Raw genomic sequence first — 18,848 nt, forward strand, 5'->3', positions numbered from 1 at the left:
CTACAATCAACAAGGAGCAACTTTTACAGGTTAACCTCATATCATCCAACAAACAGATAAAGGATCACTATACAGGTTTAACTTATAGGATACTTGAAGCTTTTTATCCTACATATTGTAACACTCATACATCTACTTTATTAACGCCGGGAAAGATCAAAGGTAGACAACTGATGGGTCAGTGTCCTATCTGTAAAGCTCAGAAGTCACTTGCTAAAGGAACTCCACTGATGAACCTTCATCTTCCTATGAGTTACTTCTCTTACATACTCCAAGAGATACTGATTGCATATCCTAGTGTTTTAACTGCTAAAGCGATTCAAAAGAAACTAGTTCTCAAAAGTTATAGTTCAGCGTGGCTACTTAAGAAACGAATTCAAATATTCATGACTCATTTAAATGATTCTATGATGGAACAAACTAAGGAAGCTCTATCTCAAGAAGCATCAATGAATATGGGATCGAAAATGCCATTTAGTGGAGATGTATCTGATTCAATCAAAGGTAGGATAATTACTAACGTTGATACCTTGGCTATATTCTCAGTCGGAGTTAGAGCAAATAAGTTTAGAAGTAGATATAGACATGGAGGAATAACTTCATCAATCTATCAATCGGCGAAAGTTGGTGGGGCACAAGTTGGAACTCTTGCAAGCAATATTACTATTAAAGGATCACTTAGTTTTTATGAATCCCATCCTTTGACTAATACTGATTACGCTCTTAGTCATCTTGAGAAAGTAATAACACCCGAGAATGTATTGATGGCAGATGAAGCTTACCAAGGATTGTTTGGTCATTATAGAAATATTCGAACTATCAATCATAGTCGACGGGCGAATAAAAAGATACATGTATTCTCAAGGGAGAGATGGAGTAAGGACGGAGTTCATAGTAATGTAGTAGAAGGATCAAATGGAATTCTTAAGAAAGCTATGAAACAATACAACTGGTTCAATTGTAAATATAGTCAATTGTATTTGAATGAGTTTGCAGTAGGTAAGAATATACGCTTCTTTGATGCAGAGAAGAATGTTATATTTGGAATTGGAGATACATCAAAAAATTGCGGAAAAAAGATAAGGGAGATACGACCTAATAATTATAACTCCATAAGAGAATTACTCAAAAACTTAACCTATAGGCCAATAACTACTGAAGAAAGAAAATTGGGAGAAGTAGGGAATCTAAGGAATAATTTATCAATATCTGAATTATCTAAACTTCCTAAACTTTTACAAGATGCTATTAAGAAAAATGATACGCAAGTAGCTACTTTACGAGGATCAAGGCTAAGAAGTGAAAGAAGTTTAAAGTTTTCACAAAGGAAACTACTCTCTTGTTTGAATATCGGAGAATGGAATACATTAGAAGATGTTGCTCGTATAGCTAATGTGAACTATAGAGAAGCTTTACACATCATAAAGAAGCTTACTCTCGTTGGAATTTTAGATACTGTCATTTATCAAACCGGAAACGAAAGGGAAAAAGTAAGAATAAAGCTAAAAGTAGCTATTTTTTATAAAATAATTCTTACTAGCAACATCGGCGAATTTCATAATCTAAAGAAACAGTTTGATCGAAAAGCTACAAGGTATAAGGCGAAACCAAAATATAGAGGATTTAAAAAAGGATCAAGGTATGACTAGGAAGAAAGAAAAATCAAAATTTACTACGAAATTCATTAGAGAACAATTAGGTAAACAAGAGTTCAAATGTTACCTCTCCGGGCTTCCTTTGGATAGTTATAATACAGAAGCAGAGCATTTAATACCTCTTGGTAAAAAACACAATGGAGACCATTTACCAGAGAACATAGTATTTGTTCGGAAGGAACTGAAATCTTTAAAACGAGAATGTTCTATGGATGAAATCGTAGATATCTGCAAGGCAATTGTAAAACTTCATGGATAGAGAGACTTTGTTGGTTCAGACAATTACCAGGAAGCTTTCCTTGAGAACTTATCTTTTAAAGAGAGAAAGAAGAGTAGGTGATGCTGAAACTTGGCGAGACTTTTTCAATATTCAGAAGAAGAGACTTAACTTACAGCGTTTTAATGGATATCAAACTGATAAATATACTTTGCTAGTCAGAAAACTTCTCTCTGACTTCAATAATTACTTTCTGAAATGGCAACTGAAAGAAGTAGAACTCTGTAAATCTCTTTCTAAGTCTCTTACAACTGAAAAAAGAAAGAAATTTAAATCCATAGAAGGAAAAGCATTTCATTCACTCACATTGACTACCAGTTATTATCGAAATAATCATCAAATAGAGAATATATTGTGGTCAAAGCTTAATCGAGGCAAATTTGATTGAAAAAAATAAAGATATAAAATAATCAAAATTTCTATTTTGAAACATTTTTGTCTAGGTTAAGGATTTTAGATAAAGGATGTGAAAATTTAATTCTACTTTTGCTAATTTAGATTTTAAGATATTAGGTTATCTATATCCAGGAAGCCCTAAATATTTTTGCGATAGCAATTGGCTCAATGTCGAAATTGAACTTACGATTGGTTCTGATGTATTGATCAAATAGTCTGATTCCATAAAAACGGAAATCTTTTTCGACGAAAATGGTCAGAGTTGCGCAATGATAAAACCTGGAAAATATTCACTAGAATAAAAAGTAGAAGTAACAGCCGTAAAGGAAATTGCTGGGACAATTCTGTGGCGGAAGCTTTTTTTCCAACGATCCAAAGAGAAATGCCTTCCAATGCTTTCCATAATATCAAGGAAGTATCATTTCAAATTTTTATTTGTATAGATCTCTTTTATAATTTTAAGAAAATTCATTCTGATTTAGGTTATGTTTATCCTGATAGATTTGAATACAAAAAGCGGGTCAACTAAACTGGGATCAGGGCAGAATACAATTGCAATTGAAACAGATTCTTTCAGATCCCTTTCATTGGTAATAAAAGATACTTGTTCTGAAAATGTTTGTTAACGGATTTTTAAAACTAAATTAGCAAAAAGTTCATAGCAATAAGAATGTGAAACCGATTCCACTTTAGAAAAGTCAAAAATAATCTTATTTCCTTTGCAGATTTCCTTTTAAACGGTAATTCTCAATTCAGAAGCTACTTGTCTAGAAGACAAATATGAATTTTTAAAATGGATTGTTTTCTGATTCATCGTTCACAGATTCCAGCTATGCAGATTTTAAAATTTCTTGATTTACTGTCGATTTTCATAATTTATAACTAACTTAAGAAAAAAACTATACTCTATGAGATGAAACCCCATCTTATTTGATCGGTTGTAGAAGAAACTTCGGTTACTTATGAATAAATAGAATATTAAGCATATTTTATTAGATTTTACATTCGGGTTTGCTCAACTTATTTTTTTGTCTTCTTAATTGATTGAATTTACTTTTTCTGAAATTTACTACCCTTATGATTATTGAAAGCATTATTCAGATTATGGCAATAGGTGGTCTTATTTAGTTCTAGAAAAAAGAAGTAGTGTACCTAGAATTCCCAAGAAGAATGTACCGAGTAGAGCACTTGTCGTAATCCTATAGATTTTTTTTTCTTCCAAGATCATTTCTTCTAAGAAAGATATGCGTGAGTGTAAGAATTGAAGTTGGTCGGGTGTGATTGGTTGTTCGGTAACAGAATCTATGGGTAGTTTTCTGAAACTAGCATTGGTGTTGTCTACTATTTTAATGTTTTGTAGTTCGGAAAGTCTTTGTTGAACAAGTGGATGAGTGCTCCATTTTACATTTGCTTTCATGAATTTTTCGTAAGAAGTTTTATAGAGTTTTTTATTGTAAGCATTCTCTGCTTCTAAAATCAAAATTTCCGTTGCAAAGAGTTCTAGTTGGGGATCATTAAAATTAACGATGGACAATTGTTCTATTAGGTTTTTTGCATCTTGGTATTCCCCATTTTTGATATGATACCGTATTATAGATTGGTCTTTGTTGCTTACTTCTGCTGTGATTGATAATGGTAAATACGCAACCAATAAGAAGATTGCAATTTTGAATAAATAAAAAGGATAGAATGAATAGAAGAGTTTCATCTGTTTAATATTACCGCTTTGTGTCCAAAACGTGGACGAGGCATGGTTGTGTTAGTTATTTGCCATGGCGATACACTTGGACTTGCTAAATCAATGCTATAGATTGTCTCAACGGGTAGATTGATTTCTTGAGATCCACCGAATAGATAAGCTTTTCTTTGTTCATAAGAGATCTCCATAGCTGGGTAATATAAGTTCTCTGGTAAGTTTGAGCCGATTACAAAGCTATTGGTTTGCGTACCGAGAACACTGAATTCGAATCGATTGGACGGAACAATGGCACCCACGGGTTGATTGATATCGGTTGAAGTAGAACCACCGGCAAGTAGGAGTAGACTTGGATCGTTTGCTGATATATCACCGGGTCTGGGTTTATAACAAGCAGAAGCGGAGCCATGTCTTGCGAGGGAATTGGATGCTTCAATTTTTGCTGTGGTTGAATTTGCGGACGGAATGAAACTATCAGTCGTTGCTTGTGCTACACCTGTTTGATAAAATCTTCCTCCTGTAAAATATAAGGAACCATTGAACTCACATCCAGCCATATCTACTCGAGCAAATATTGAATTTGCAGAAGTATACGAAGACCACAATCCGAACTCACTAAAGGTTGGCTGAAATCTAAGCACTGTATCCAGTATTGTACCAGTAGTCATATCTATGGATGTTGTTCCACCAATGATATAGATAGAGTCACCGACAGCTCCAGCAACACCACCTTGTAATGTGGTCGGCATTGAATTCATTGTTGTCCATGTATTTGTAAAAGGATCATAAACTTCGGTAAGATTTGAAGTTATCGTTGTAACACCCGTAACGGTAATTCCGCCTATAACATAAATCTTCTTGTTGAAAGATAGAATCTGGGCATTGATTCTTGGTGTAGGAACTGTCGTGATTGCATCATACCATCTATTTTCAATTGGATCATAGGCATCGATTGCACCGACGGGTTGTTTGTTGGAACCTGTTCCGCCTACAATCCAAATGGAACGATTTAATATATCAGAATTGCTTGGTTGTGATAAAAATGAGAATATTGGACCTATTCCATTCTCGCTGAGTCCGCAAAACACTTGATAAAAAATAGTTTCATTGCTTGGGAAATTTCCAATAGATAAAGTGTGAATATCGGTTGGAATAAAACTACTTAGCCATGTATCGTTTCCCTCTAATGCTTTGTATCGAATGAATCCTTCCACTTCTGCATTGCATTTCCATACAACGATTGCACTAGTCTCGTTTACTTGAGGAACGATGACCCATTCTAGGCTTGGATTCTTGGAGGCAACTGCTTCATCAATAAATGAATTCGTACAATTGGTAGTAAGCATTAAGATGCAATTGAGTATTAAAACGGAAATATAGAATGAGAATCTAGAGTTGGTGCAAAGGAATCGGTTCTTCATAATCTAACACCACCTGATATTTCGATTCCCATGCCACATTTATTTTGATTTTGTTCAATGAAACAGATAGATTGAATTGCAGGCCTTAGAAATACATATTCATGAAATTTGTATTCTAGACCTAGATCGAATTGAATGATGGGGAGCGAACCTATGCGATTGGAACCCGATCCAGTGCTTGTATTAAACAGTAAATTTGCAATTCCACCGCCTAAATTCCCGTAGAGTGCTAATTCTTTGGTTTCTGATTCCCAGAATGTATAATTGATATAGATTTGACCGGCTATTCCTTGTGCACTTGAATCAGGAAAAAATTGCAGATAATCGAGTCTCAGACCAAAATTTATATCACGGAAACTCACAAAAGCAGGCTCAATATAAAAACCAAACTTGGAATAACTGAGATGATCTTGTGACCAAGCAGGAATATTCGCTATATTGGACGCAGCAATTCCCATCTTAGTTAACGGTGTTTTTGCTACTTTTAATTTGTATTTTTCTGGAAAGTCGGGAGGGCTTGGTTTAATCGGAATCGGTGGTTTGATTTGGTATTTCTTTATATTTACGAATCCGATTCCTGTTTTTAGGATTATCTCCGTATCATTCTCTTCGACGAATAGACCTCGGAATTTACTGCCATCTTCTAGTATTATTTCTGTTATAGTGTACGAATTGTCCGATCCTTGCTTGGAATTATCAATGGATTCGAGGTCAGATTTAATTATTTTATATGTGATTCCCTTATATTTAACAATGATTTCTTTGGAGTCTTCGGATTCTAGCTGAGCTATAAATAGATCGCCATTGGGAAATACTAATTGTACGGCAAATAAATTATGCACAGATAACATAAATATCGCAAAAAAATATAAATATTGCAAATTTTTCATCATTTGTATTGACATGAATTAGAATATTCTTAAAAGTATCAACTACAAAATATTCCTTTTTGCAGAAAAAAATTTATTTTGCTTTTAAATATAATAAAATAGCTCTTTTGACTAATGTATGTTGGATATAAAATTGAAAATAATTAACGATAAAATACTTTATAAAATAATTTCCTACGGGATTACTTTTTTTGTTTTTGTTTCTATTGGCTTAGCTTTTAATTTTTTTTCCTCCACAGCACCGCTTCCCCAAGCAATGCCTGAGCCTTCTGTAGACGCTAATGGTAATTTAACTATGGCTTTTCCCTTAGAAATTCCTGAAGGGACGGGTGGTATGACACCTCAGATTTCTCTAAGCTATCATTCCCAAGGTGGTTCGGCTTCGATAGGCAAGGGTTGGGTATTATCTGGACTGCCTGAAATTCGCAGAGATGCGGATTTGGATTCTTATAAGGAACAAAAATATTCGCATAGTTATAATGGTTCCTTATTTCATATAAATGGAACGGGGAAATACGGGTTTCGTTCTGAGAATTTTGCAAGGCTTGAGCCACAAGGTAACTCTAACAATCCTGCATCTTGGATAGAACGCTCAGCTGATGGCGATTGGAAGGTTTATGGAGATGGTGCAGATCATACGATTGCATCTATGGATTCTGCCGAGAACTGGGTATGGGCGATTAAATCCGAACAGGATGTTCTGGGAAATGAAATCAAATATGAATATTATAAAAATGATGGAAATCTATTACCTAAAGAAATTATTTATGCAAATGGAAGAAGAACTATTGAGTTTAGCTATGAAGATTTTAGTGATGATAAGATTAGTTATGTGCTGAGAAATCAACGCAAGGAGACTAAAATTTTATCCGAAATCCGTTTCTATACGGATGGAAGCAAGTCGCATAGTTACGATTTTACATATGATATTGATAATACACGGAATGTTTTCTCTTTAAATTCGATCTTGTATAAGGCTGACAGCTATACTAATACTCATATACCGATTAGCTTCCAGAAGACCGGTAAACCTCGTGGCTTTTTGGATCAATTTGGAACACAAGATATCCAAACTAATGGGTATGGAGTTCTTATCGATACAGTAGATCGATTGTTTGAACTCGTAAAACAAATCCTTTTCCAGAAAATGATGAGTCAAGTTCAAGCAGGTGCAAAGCGTGGAAATATGAATTCTTTCGAACGGTCTGCGACTGCAAATTTTAACGGAACTATTTCGACCTTATCAGGAACGAGTGCAACAAATGCAACAGGAAGATTCCCTAAAAATCTTCAGAGTGGATTGAAGCGTAGTATTGCTCCGTATACTAGTCTTGGAGAGATCTACTTAAATATTGCTCAGGATGCAGTGGCACCTCCAAGCAACCCTCCCACGAACAATGACCATGAATTCCAAAATATGAGCACAGAGGGAGTGGGTCGTTATCCGATAAAAGATCGGAAAACCTGTGACTGGGGAGTGATCGCCTGTGTCTGTGCAGCAGTTGTGCCTGGTTGTCATACTGAGGTGATCAATTATTGTGGGCAGTTTCTATTTTTTGGAGGATTTGATTCTTGCCAAAATGGTATCAACGCTCCAATAGCAATGGTAATTCCAACCGATATCAATGGTGATGGAATAACAGAGTATTCTCGATTGCTTGGACGGATGGATGCATCTATGGCATTGCATGTTCATGACGAGACAGGTGCATTTGGAGATACAGTTCTCCCCAATCTTCCAATTCGCTACAATACGTATATGGATGTTGCAGACATTGATGGAGATGGACGAACAGATTTTGTTTATGCGTTTGGTGGAAAGTTGCATGTTGCTTTCTCGGAAGGAACTTATTTATCAAGTCCTTTAGTATTTCATCATGTTGCACTGAAAGATATGCCCCTGATTTTTACTCGTGTAGATGAATATAAACCTAGTGACTTTCTAATGGATTGGAATCGCGATGGACGGACAGATTTTGTCCATGTGGAAGGTAAGTATGTAAATGTGTATCTGTCGACAGGTAGAAATTTTGCGACGAAGAAAACCTATGATCTAACTGGACTTGAACCTATTGAGATTATTACCAAGGATGAAAATCCAACGAGTTCGCATCGATTGTCAGGCTTTGCCGACATGGATGGAGATGGAAATTTAGAGCATGTGATGATGAGACCAAGTCCAGTGGGAGGTTTCAATAGTATCCTTGATCAGATCAATGCAGAAAATAAACTTGAGTTAGAACAAAAGCAAGCTGAGTTTGCTCCACAAAAGAACCAATTATTAGGGATACTTTCAAACCCAGCAAATTATTCTGGAGGACAAATTGCTGAGACGAGAGGTCAATTGCGAGAATCTGATCGGGAGACTTATGATCAGTTTATTGCAGGTGAGGTGGAAATGGATACCGCACTTGAGCAGACTTTTATTGCATCCTTTGATGCATTTTTTATTGGACCTAAAATTGAAAATTTAGTCAATGATCAAAGAATTAGATTGGAAGAAGAACAAAATCGTTTAGCTGATTTGAAAATTGAGTTCAATTCCTTTGTTGCAGTGGTGACCTATTTCTCTCCGAATGGCGTTGCTGTTAGGCAAGAAACTCAAGATATCAATACTTTAGGTCTTGCAGGAATGAATTGGCTTCTAGATGTAAATGGAGACGGTTTACCTGATCTTGTGAGCCTTACCAATCATCTGAGTAAAGCCAATCCATTTTCTATGGATGATAATTTTAATGAAATTCTCAAGTTAATCGATGTGGAATTGATTGTACGCTTAAACGAAGGTGGAAGATTCTCATCAACTGCAACCGCAACTGCAATCAGTTCAGGTTTTGCAAAGAATTCTGGAGGATACCAGCTTGCTGATGTAAACTTGGATGGAGAGGTAGATTTTCTCGTACCAACAGGTGTTCATGGTAGGGACTACGAAATCTATCTTGGAAATGGGTTGGGAAACTTTACCCATCTATCAGGAATAAAGCTAACATTACCCATAGATGCAGATGTAAAATCCCTTCGAATGGAAGATCGGAATGGCGACGGCGTTCCCGATATGCATATTCAATACGGACGAGATTTCAAGACTCGCGTCGTTACATCAGTTCGGGATTATCCTGAAGGTTTGATAACTCAGATAACAGATGGAAACGGTGGCTCGACTCAGATCAACTACTCTTGGAAAAAAGATATGGCAGGCACTGTAGTCGAAGCCAACCGAAGCTACGTAAATGGGGTTCCCAATTATGGTGCACAGGTTCTTGTTCAATCCGTCACAAGACAGGCATCTCCCGACTTGGCCGTGTCGACTAAATCCTTCTCTTACTCCAATCAAAGATATAAAATGGGAGATGAAATAACATCGGCTAATCTCGGTTTTGAAACCGTAACAGAAACCCATTCTCTGAACGGCAATACGGAAGCTATAGTCACAACTAGATATTCCCAAAATCCAAATTATGCGGGAACTGTATCTTGGCAGGAAGTGCGAGATAGCCAGAACGTGCTCGTATCCAGAACGGATATGAGCTATGCGATTTATTATCCAACTGCAATATCGAAACTTGTTCTTCCTACCTCCACAACATCCCTCAGCTACGTGAATGGACAGCTCAAAGATACAAAAACTACCACTACTACCTACAATCCAAACTACGCATACAGCCCCGCAACCTTAACCGAGAACTGGAACGGACGCATCACAACACAGGAAACATACTACGCAAGCGAACCAGGGCTGGGAATCCTCGCCGAACCCATTGAAGAAATCACGAAAATCAACGGCGAATTGGTCTCCCACGTAACACGTAGTTTTGCGAACGGAAATATAACCAGCGAATCTAAATTAGTAGAACCTGGAAAATGGTATGCTCAGTATTTTACATACGACACAACTGGCAATGTTATAACTCAGACGGATAGCTTGGGCAGAACCCTACAATACACGTACGGCGGAACCAACGGAAACCTACCAATCACTGCAACCAATGCCATTGGTCAGACAACTAGCAAAGAATATGATCCAATAACAGATCTAGAAACCAAATCTACCGATGCCAATGGAAATATCACAACCATGAACTATGACAAATACGGTCGAACCACAGAGTCATCATTCAATGGAAACAAAGTCCAATCTATTTACTATGAATATGCTGGAAGTCTAATGACAACTACCACAGTTACCCATAGCACAAGTGGAGACAGTTGGACAAAGGCAGTAACCGACAAGGAAGGCAAGACAAGACTCACGGAAAGCTTAGTTAATGCAGGAATAACATCGACAGAAGAAACCAAATACGATAATAAAGGACGAGCCATCCAAAAAAGCCATGCCTACTTAACAGGTGAAACACCAACTTGGACAACGACCGAATACTACCCAGTTACCGAAGACAATCTGCAAAGACCCAAGCGCATAACAGCTAACACTGGTGAAATTACCGAAATTGTCTATTCTCTCAATTCAACTAATATCACAATATCCAAAGATTCAGAAGTGATTCGAACAGAGACCGCTACCTCAGACAACTTTGGCCAACTCCAATACAAAACTGTCCAAGGCAAAACCATCCAATATACCTACAACAACAAAGGACAACTTGTACAGGTAATTGATCCAGGAAATTCCAATACTACCATGACGTATGATTTGGGTGGAAGAAAGAAAACCCAATCTGATCAAAACTCAGGAACTGTGAGCTATACCTACAATCTTGCTGGTGAGATGATCACACAAACGGATTCCCGCGGTGTAACTCAGATGTTTACCACAGATGGACTCGGTCGTATCACAAAGATTGAATCCACTGGTGGAAGTTTCGGAAACGAGTCTGCAACAGTTTACACATACGATTCTCCAAACTCAATCTCTAATACAAATACAATCGGGAAACTCACGAAGATATCCGATGCATCCGGAATCATGGAAATTGCTTACGATGCAAAAGGACAAGCGATTGTCGAGAAACGAACCATAGATGATCTAACATTGTTTTTCCAAAGAACCTACGACGAACTAGGAAGAATGAAGACATTTACCTATCCAGAAGGAACGAAGATCGAAAACGTATATCTACCGTCAGGACAACTTACAACAATACTCATCCATGCTCATGATGGAAGCTATTCCAACCAACCTGTAGTTCAATATTTCGGACCCATAGAAGAAGATGGAAAGTTAATTGTTCGAAGAAAGACCGGAAATAAGGTTGAAATGGATATCGAGTATGATAGACTGAGACAGAGACCGAACGCAATCAAGACGAGACTAGGCGACGGGCACTTAGAACAAAAGGTAGAATACGAATATGACAATAAAGGTAATATAGCGAAGATCACCGATCATATGAATGAATCTAGAAATCAAGAATTCGAATATGATAATATAAACCGAATAACCAAAGCAGTCGGAAAGTATGGTGAGGAAACATACAACTACAACCAAAATGGAAATCTCACTAAGAGAGGAAAGTATAATCTTCAATACAATAACCCTAATCATGTTCACGCTGTAACACAAGCCAACTCAATTGAAACAGGAGCGATAAACTATAGTTACGATTCCATTGGAAACTTAACCAATCGAAATGGAGATATGTATCGGTATGATAGCAAATCAAAACTAAGAGAAATTACCACTGCTGGTGGAGATGTGTTCACTTATGCATATGATCATACAGGACAAAGAATCAAGAAATATCTAAAGAATGCGGATACAACAACGTATAGTTTTGGGAACATCTATGAAGTTCACAGATCTCCTGGAGTTCCTGAGAGACATACCTTATTCATCTCAGGAATATCCGGAGATTTGGTATCTCAATACACAAGACCTGATGCCAATCTATTGAATGAAATTGCGGTTAATGAAAATAGCGAACAAAATGAACAGGATCTTGCGTATGTTATGATAACGGGATACAACGATGTCAAACGTGATCTCACGCTTGTCTGGGATGGTATTCCATCAATACAGATTCTGCGCACAGGTTACACAGTTGTTGCACCCGTTAAACTATTTCTCTGGATAGGATTACTGCTTCTTGTGATCTATATTGCGATCAATATATCATCAGAAATCAAAGTTATTTCCAGATTTGCTTCTGCACTAGCTTTAGTTCCATTCCTCTTCATCAATATCTACAGTTGTTCACCGCTATTTTACGGTGGAGCTTCTGGCGAAGAAGGAGTTCCTCCTTGGCTCCTCGGACTTGGAATCCCAGCTGATACACAAGGTGTGAACTCACCAACCACCACATCTGGTGGAGGCGGTGGCGGAAGTGCCAGCCAAGAAACCGCTAGAATCCCAGGAATGTTCTTTATGCATCCTGACCATTTGGGTAGCATAACCATGCTTACAGATGGATATGGTAATGTTCTCGCAGGTGGTGAAATGGGTGGAAAATCACATATAACCTACAAACCATATGGAGAAATACTAAGAACTGATAGTTATGGACCCGATGTATCTAAATACAAATACACGGGTCAGGAAGAAGACATGGAATCAGGGTTATATTATTATAAAGCAAGATACTACGATCCAGCTATGGGTAGGTTTACGCAGAATGATAGCATTGCATTCCCAGATAAGATCCAAGGTATGAATCGGATGATGTATGTTGAAGGGAATCCGATAGAATATCGGGATACAACTGGGTATAGTCTGGATGTAGCATTTTATACTTTACTTTATCATTACGCAATGATCCCTGATAGTGAAGGAAAACAGGCTGCGTCTATTGGATTGATTTATTACCATAATGCACAGGTAAAAAAGGCAGGTAGTCGCGGCTGTCCACTAAGTGGGGGTAATTACGGAGTATTTGGAAATTTTCAAGGCGCAGGCGCATGCAATACGAAAACTACTAGAAATGTTTTTAAAGATGCATTAATTTTCTATGCAGTTGCGAACCATTTTTTAGGTAGTGATACAGCCACTGCAGCGACTCTGGCATACCTTTTAATCAACAAACCGAAATCACCTCTAACAATTGTTGATGGGTCTGGAGATGAACATGATACTGATCATAGCTGGGATTTTTCTAAACCTGCCTTAAGATCAAATGAAGAGTGGATTAAGAAAAGCTGGGGAAATTATTATTCTATCAATGCGCAGAAAGAACAGTATTGGAGAGAATACGATGCTCTGCCTGATTCGTATAATAGGCTAGGCAAAACAGGAAAGTCTGTTGTCGCAGGTATAAATTATTTAGGTACTACGATATTTGATTCCATCGCTTTGAGAGTCGGAACTGGATTGTTTCTAACACAGAACTATTATGGTAATATACATCGAGGATTAAAATCACTAAACATAAAAACTCTCAAAAAGGTAAGCTTCCAATGAATAGACAATTAATTATATGCTCAGTACTGATAATGTTATGCTTGGGTAACTGTTATGTTGGAACGGCAAGAGATGCATGTAGATATGAGGTTAATTTTAATAAACCGGAAGTTTGCAATGGTGATTTTTTTACAATTTTCGCTTTACCTCCTAGAGATGGCGATTACCAAAGAAGAACTCAGGATGCAACATCACTTCTATTCTTTTGTTACTTATACTACGAAGATCTTAAAAATTGCGATGATGATAACAATCGCTATAAACCAGGTCTATATGGACTAAATATATTTAATAATCGCATAGAGAATTATCATAATCTTATTAATGCGTTTCAAAGGAAAAAAAATATTCGATTCTTCAAGCAGAAAACTACCGAGATAGTGTCCTAAATTATGAAAAATTAATTGCTATGTGAAAATGGAAGAGATCAAAGTCTAAAAATTTTAGAAAGGTTTGCTCGTGTGGAGTCATGAATACATGTAAGAATAAAACTATTGATCTTGGATCTCAAAATGAGTTAAAAAAAAGACTTTCATAAAGTTAGTGGGGAGCATAAAAAACTATGGGAAAAGATTTATATTTATGTTTTTTCTCAAGAATTGGAATGAATTATTATGTTGGATATTAAATTGAAAATAATTAACGATAAAATACTTTCTAGAATAATTTCCTACGGGATTACTTTTTTTCTTTTTGCTTCTATTGGCTTAGCTTTTAATTTTTTTTCCTCCACGGCACCGCTTCCTCAAGCAATGCCTGAGTCTTCCGTAGACGCTAATGGTAATTTAACTATGGCTTTTCCCTTAGAAATTCCTGAAGGGACAAGTGGTATGACACCACAGATTTCCCTAAGCTATCATTCCCAAGGTGGTTCGGCTTCGATAGGCAAGGGTTGGGTATTATCTGGACTGCCTGAAATTCGCAGAGATGCGGATTTGGATTCTTATAAGGAACAAAAATATTCGCATAGTTATAATGGTTCCTTATTTCATATAAATGGAACGGGGAAATACGGGTTTCGTTCTGAGAATTTTGCAAGGCTTGAGCCACAAGGTAACTCTAACAATCCTGCATCTTGGATAGAACGCTCAGCTGATGGCGATTGGAAGGTTTATGGAGATGGTGCAGATCATACGATTGCATCTATGGATTCTGCCGAGAACTGGGTATGGGCGATTAAATCCGAACAGGATGTTCTGGGAAATGAAATCAAATATGAATATTATAAAAATGATGGAAATCTATTACCTAAAGAAATTATTTATGCAAATGGAAGAAGAACTATTGAGTTTAGCTATGAAGATTTTAGTGATGATAAGATTAGTTATGTGCTGAGAAATCAACGCAAGGAGACTAAAATTTTATCCGAAATCCGTTTCTATACGGATGGAAGCAAGTCGCATAGTTACGATTTTACATATGATATTGATAATACACGGAATGTTTTCTCTTTAAATTCGATCTTGTATAAGGCTGACAGCTATACTAATACTCATATACCGATTAGCTTCCAGAAGACCGGTAAACCTCGTGGCTTTTTGGATCAATTTGGAACACAAGATATCCAAACTAATGGGTATGGAGTTCTTATCGATACAGTAGATCGATTGTTTGAACTCGTAAAACAAATCCTTTTCCAGAAAATGATGAGTCAAGTTCAAGCAGGTGCAAAGCGTGGAAATATGAATTCTTTCGAACGGTCTGCGACTGCAAATTTTAACGGAACTATTTCGACCTTATCAGGAACGAGTGCAACAAATGCAACAGGAAGATTCCCTAAAAATCTTCAGAGTGGATTGAAGCGTAGTATTGCTCCGTATACTAGTCTTGGAGAGATCTACTTAAATATTGCTCAGGATGCAGTGGCACCTCCAAGCAACCCTCCCACGAACAATGACCATGAATTCCAAAATATGAGCACAGAGGGAGTGGGTCGTTATCCGATAAAAGATCGGAAAACCTGTGACTGGGGAGTGATCGCCTGTGTCTGTGCAGCAGTTGTGCCTGGTTGTCATACTGAGGTGATCAATTATTGTGGGCAGTTTCTATTTTTTGGAGGATTTGATTCTTGCCAAAATGGTATCAACGCTCCAATAGCAATGGTAATTCCAACCGATATCAATGGTGATGGAATAACAGAGTATTCTCGATTGCTTGGACGGATGGATGCATCTATGGCATTGCATGTTCATGACGAGACAGGTGCATTTGGAGATACAGTTCTCCCCAATCTTCCAATTCGCTACAATACGTATATGGATGTTGCAGACATTGATGGAGATGGACGAACAGATTTTGTTTATGCGTTTGGTGGAAAGTTGCATGTTGCTTTCTCGGAAGGAACTTATTTATCAAGTCCTTTAGTATTTCATCATGTTGCACTGAAAGATATGCCCCTGATTTTTACTCGTGTAGATGAATATAAACCTAGTGACTTTCTAATGGATTGGAATCGCGATGGACGGACAGATTTTGTCCATGTGGAAGGTAAGTATGTAAATGTGTATCTGTCGACAGGTAGAAATTTTGCGACGAAGAAAACCTATGATCTAACTGGACTTGAACCTATTGAGATTATTACCAAGGATGAAAATCCAACGAGTTCGCATCGATTGTCAGGCTTTGCCGACATGGATGGAGATGGAAATTTAGAGCATGTGATGATGAGACCAAGTCCAGTGGGAGGTTTCAATAGTATCCTTGATCAGATCAATGCAGAAAATAAACTTGAGTTAGAACAAAAGCAAGCTGAGTTTGCTCCACAAAAGAACCAATTATTAGGGATACTTTCAAACCCAGCAAATTATTCTGGAGGACAAATTGCTGAGACGAGAGGTCAATTGCGAGAATCTGATCGGGAGACTTATGATCAGTTTATTGCAGGTGAGGTGGAAATGGATACCGCACTTGAGCAGACTTTTATTGCATCCTTTGATGCATTTTTTATTGGACCTAAAATTGAAAATTTAGTCAATGATCAAAGAATTAGATTGGAAGAAGAACAAAATCGTTTAGCTGATTTGAAAATTGAGTTCAATTCCTTTGTTGCAGTGGTGACCTATTTCTCTCCGAATGGCGTTGCTGTTAGGCAAGAAACTCAAGATATCAATACTTTAGGTCTTGCAGGAATGAATTGGCTTCTAGATGTAAATGGAGACGGTTTACCTGATCTTGTGAGCCTTACCAATCATCTGAGTAAAGCCAATCCATTTTCTATGGATGATAATTTTAATGAAATTCTCAAGTTAATCGATGTGGAATTGATTGTACGCTTAAACGAAGGTGGAAGATTCTCATCAACTGCAACCGCAACTGCAATCAGTTCAGGTTTTGCAAAGAATTCTGGAGGATACCAGCTTGCTGATGTAAACTTGGATGGAGAGGTAGATTTTCTCGTACCAACAGGTGTTCATGGTAGGGACTACGAAATCTATCTTGGAAATGGGTTGGGAAACTTTACCCATCTATCAGGAATAAAGCTAACATTACCCATAGATGCAGATGTAAAATCCCTTCGAATGGAAGATCGGAATGGCGACGGCGTTCCCGATATGCATATTCAATACGGACGAGATTTCAAGACTCGCGTCGTTACATCAGTTCGGGATTATCCTGAAGGTTTGATAACTCAGATAACAGATGGAAACGGTGGCTCGACTCAGATCAACTACTCTTGGAAAAAAGATATGGCAGGCACTGTAGTCGAAGCCAACCGAAGCTACGTAAATGGGGTTCCCAATTATGGTGCACAGGTTCTTGTTCAATCCGTCACAAGACAGGCATCTCCCGACTTGGCCGTGTCGACTAAATCCTTCTCTTACTCCAATCAAAGATATAAAATGGGAGATGAAATAACATCGGCTAATCTCGGTTTTGAAACCGTAACAGAAACCCATTCTCTGAACGGCAATACGGAAGCTATAGTCACAACTAGATATTCCCAAAATCCAAATTATGCGGGAACTGTATCTTGGCAGGAAGTGCGAGATAGCCAGAACGTGCTCGTATCCAGAACGGATATGAGCTATGCGATTTATTATCCAACTGCAATATCGAAACTTGTTCTTCCTACCTCCACAACATCCCTCAGCTACGTGAATGGACAGCTCAAAGATACAAAAACTACCACTACTACCTACAATCCAAACTACGCATACAGCCCCGCAACCTTAACCGAGAACTGGAACGGACGCATCACAACACAGGAAACATACTACGCAAGCGAACCAGGGCTGGGAATCCTCGCCGAACCCATTGAAGAAATCACGAAAATCAACGGCGAATTGGTCTCCCACGTAACACGTAGTTTTGCGAACGGAAATATAACCAGCGAATCTAAATTAGTAGAACCTGGAAAATGGTATGCTCAGTATTTTACATACGACACAACTGGCAATGTTATAACTCAGACGGATAGCTTGGGCAGAACCCTACAATACACGTACGGCGGAACCAACGGAAACCTACCAATCACTGCAACCAATGCCATTGGTCAGACAACTAGCAAAGAATATGATCCAATAACAGATCTAGAAACCAAATCTACCGATGCCAATGGAAATATCACAACCATGAACTATGACAAATACGGTCGAACCACAGAGTCATCATTCAATGGAAACAAAGTCCAATCTATTTACTATGAATATGCTGGAAGTCTAATGACAACTACCACAGTTACCCATAGCACAAGTGGAGACAGTTGGACAAAGGCAGTAACCGACAAGGAAGGCAAGACAAGACTCACGGAAAGCTTAGTTAATGCAGGAATAACATCGACAGAAGAAACCAAATACGATAATAAAGGACGAGCCATCCAAAAAAGCCATGCCTACTTAACAGGTGAAACACCAACTTGGACAACGACCGAATACTACCCAGTTACCGAAGACAATCTGCAAAGACCCAAGCGCATAACAGCTAACACTGGTGAAATTACCGAAATTGTCTATTCTCTCAATTCAACTAATATCACAATATCCAAAGATTCAGAAGTGATTCGAACAGAGACCGCTACCTCAGACAACTTTGGCCAACTCCAATACAAAACTGTCCAAGGCAAAACCATCCAATATACCTACAACAACAAAGGACAACTTGTACAGGTAATTGATCCAGGAAATTCCAATACTACCATGACGTATGATTTGGGTGGAAGAAAG

The 18,848-nt window shown here is 37.8% G+C and carries 10 protein-coding genes; 6 read left to right on the forward strand and 4 right to left on the reverse strand.

Going from position 1 to position 18,848, the window contains the following annotated elements; all coding sequences use genetic code 11:
• Positions 1-173: 173 nt before the first annotated feature.
• From O4O04_RS09240 to O4O04_RS09250, 3 genes are read left to right on the forward strand one after another with little or no spacing between them, the layout of a single operon-like run.
• On the forward strand, positions 174-1,649 hold the full coding sequence (locus O4O04_RS09240) for a transposase (RefSeq protein WP_272535593.1): 1,476 nt from the start codon (positions 174-176) through the stop codon (positions 1,647-1,649).
• Positions 1,642-1,914, forward strand: coding sequence for a hypothetical protein (locus O4O04_RS09245; protein ID WP_272535594.1), 273 nt, complete (start codon positions 1,642-1,644; stop codon positions 1,912-1,914). The genes O4O04_RS09240 and O4O04_RS09245 overlap by 8 nt, the downstream gene beginning before the upstream one ends.
• Positions 1,915-1,954: 40 nt before the next feature.
• A complete protein-coding gene (locus O4O04_RS09250; RefSeq protein ID WP_272535595.1) occupies positions 1,955-2,320 on the forward strand; it encodes a hypothetical protein in 366 nt (121 codons plus the stop codon).
• Between the two features lie 630 nt (positions 2,321-2,950).
• Here O4O04_RS09250 and O4O04_RS20470 read toward each other — a convergent pair.
• The 4 genes from O4O04_RS20470 to O4O04_RS09265 all read right to left on the reverse strand — a co-directional run bounded on the left by O4O04_RS20470 (position 2,951) and on the right by O4O04_RS09265 (position 6,350).
• Positions 2,951-3,055 carry an STAS-like domain-containing protein gene (locus O4O04_RS20470; RefSeq protein WP_442915957.1) on the reverse strand — a complete coding sequence of 35 codons (105 nt, stop codon included), beginning with the start codon at positions 3,053-3,055 and terminating at the stop codon, positions 2,951-2,953.
• 393 nt (positions 3,056-3,448) lie between these two features.
• Positions 3,449-4,036, reverse strand: a complete 588-nt coding sequence (locus O4O04_RS09255) for a hypothetical protein (protein WP_272535596.1) — start codon at positions 4,034-4,036, stop codon at positions 3,449-3,451.
• Positions 4,033-5,445: a Kelch repeat-containing protein gene (locus O4O04_RS09260; RefSeq protein WP_272535597.1), complete on the reverse strand. Its 1,413-nt coding sequence runs from the start codon at positions 5,443-5,445 to the stop codon at positions 4,033-4,035. The genes O4O04_RS09255 and O4O04_RS09260 overlap by 4 nt, the downstream gene beginning before the upstream one ends.
• Positions 5,442-6,350 (reverse strand): LA_3334 family protein, encoded by a 909-nt coding sequence (locus tag O4O04_RS09265; RefSeq protein ID WP_272535599.1) that lies wholly within the window; start codon positions 6,348-6,350, stop codon positions 5,442-5,444. Before O4O04_RS09265 ends, O4O04_RS09260 begins: the two co-directional genes overlap by 4 nt.
• Before the next feature lie 118 nt (positions 6,351-6,468).
• Between O4O04_RS09265 and O4O04_RS09270 the strand changes: the two genes are divergently transcribed.
• The 3 genes from O4O04_RS09270 to O4O04_RS09280 form a co-directional block, all read left to right on the forward strand.
• Positions 6,469-13,686, forward strand: a complete 7,218-nt coding sequence (locus tag O4O04_RS09270) for an RHS repeat-associated core domain-containing protein (protein ID WP_272535601.1) — start codon at positions 6,469-6,471, stop codon at positions 13,684-13,686.
• Positions 13,683-14,075, forward strand: coding sequence for a hypothetical protein (locus O4O04_RS09275; protein ID WP_272535603.1), 393 nt, complete (start codon positions 13,683-13,685; stop codon positions 14,073-14,075). Before O4O04_RS09270 ends, O4O04_RS09275 begins: the two co-directional genes overlap by 4 nt.
• Positions 14,076-14,315: 240 nt before the next feature.
• Positions 14,316-18,848: SpvB/TcaC N-terminal domain-containing protein (locus O4O04_RS09280; RefSeq protein WP_272535604.1), on the forward strand; the 4,533-nt coding region annotated here is incomplete at its 3' end.

Source organism: Leptospira sp. GIMC2001 (assembly GCF_028462125.1).
Taxonomy (GTDB): Bacteria; Spirochaetota; Leptospiria; order Leptospirales; family Leptospiraceae.

Excerpts from the sequence above, each read along its gene's own strand:
- O4O04_RS09260 (WP_272535597.1), bottom strand. The coding sequence starts at position 5,445 with ATGAAGAACCGATTCCTTTGCACCAACTCTAGATTCTCATTCTATATT.
- O4O04_RS09245 (WP_272535594.1), top strand. The coding sequence starts at position 1,642 with ATGACTAGGAAGAAAGAAAAATCAAAATTTACTACGAAATTCATTAGA.
- O4O04_RS09240 (WP_272535593.1), top strand. The coding sequence starts at position 174 with ATGGGTCAGTGTCCTATCTGTAAAGCTCAGAAGTCACTTGCTAAAGGA.
- O4O04_RS09255 (WP_272535596.1), bottom strand. The coding sequence starts at position 4,036 with ATGAAACTCTTCTATTCATTCTATCCTTTTTATTTATTCAAAATTGCA.
- O4O04_RS09275 (WP_272535603.1), top strand. The coding sequence starts at position 13,683 with ATGAATAGACAATTAATTATATGCTCAGTACTGATAATGTTATGCTTG.
- O4O04_RS09265 (WP_272535599.1), bottom strand. The coding sequence starts at position 6,350 with ATGTCAATACAAATGATGAAAAATTTGCAATATTTATATTTTTTTGCG.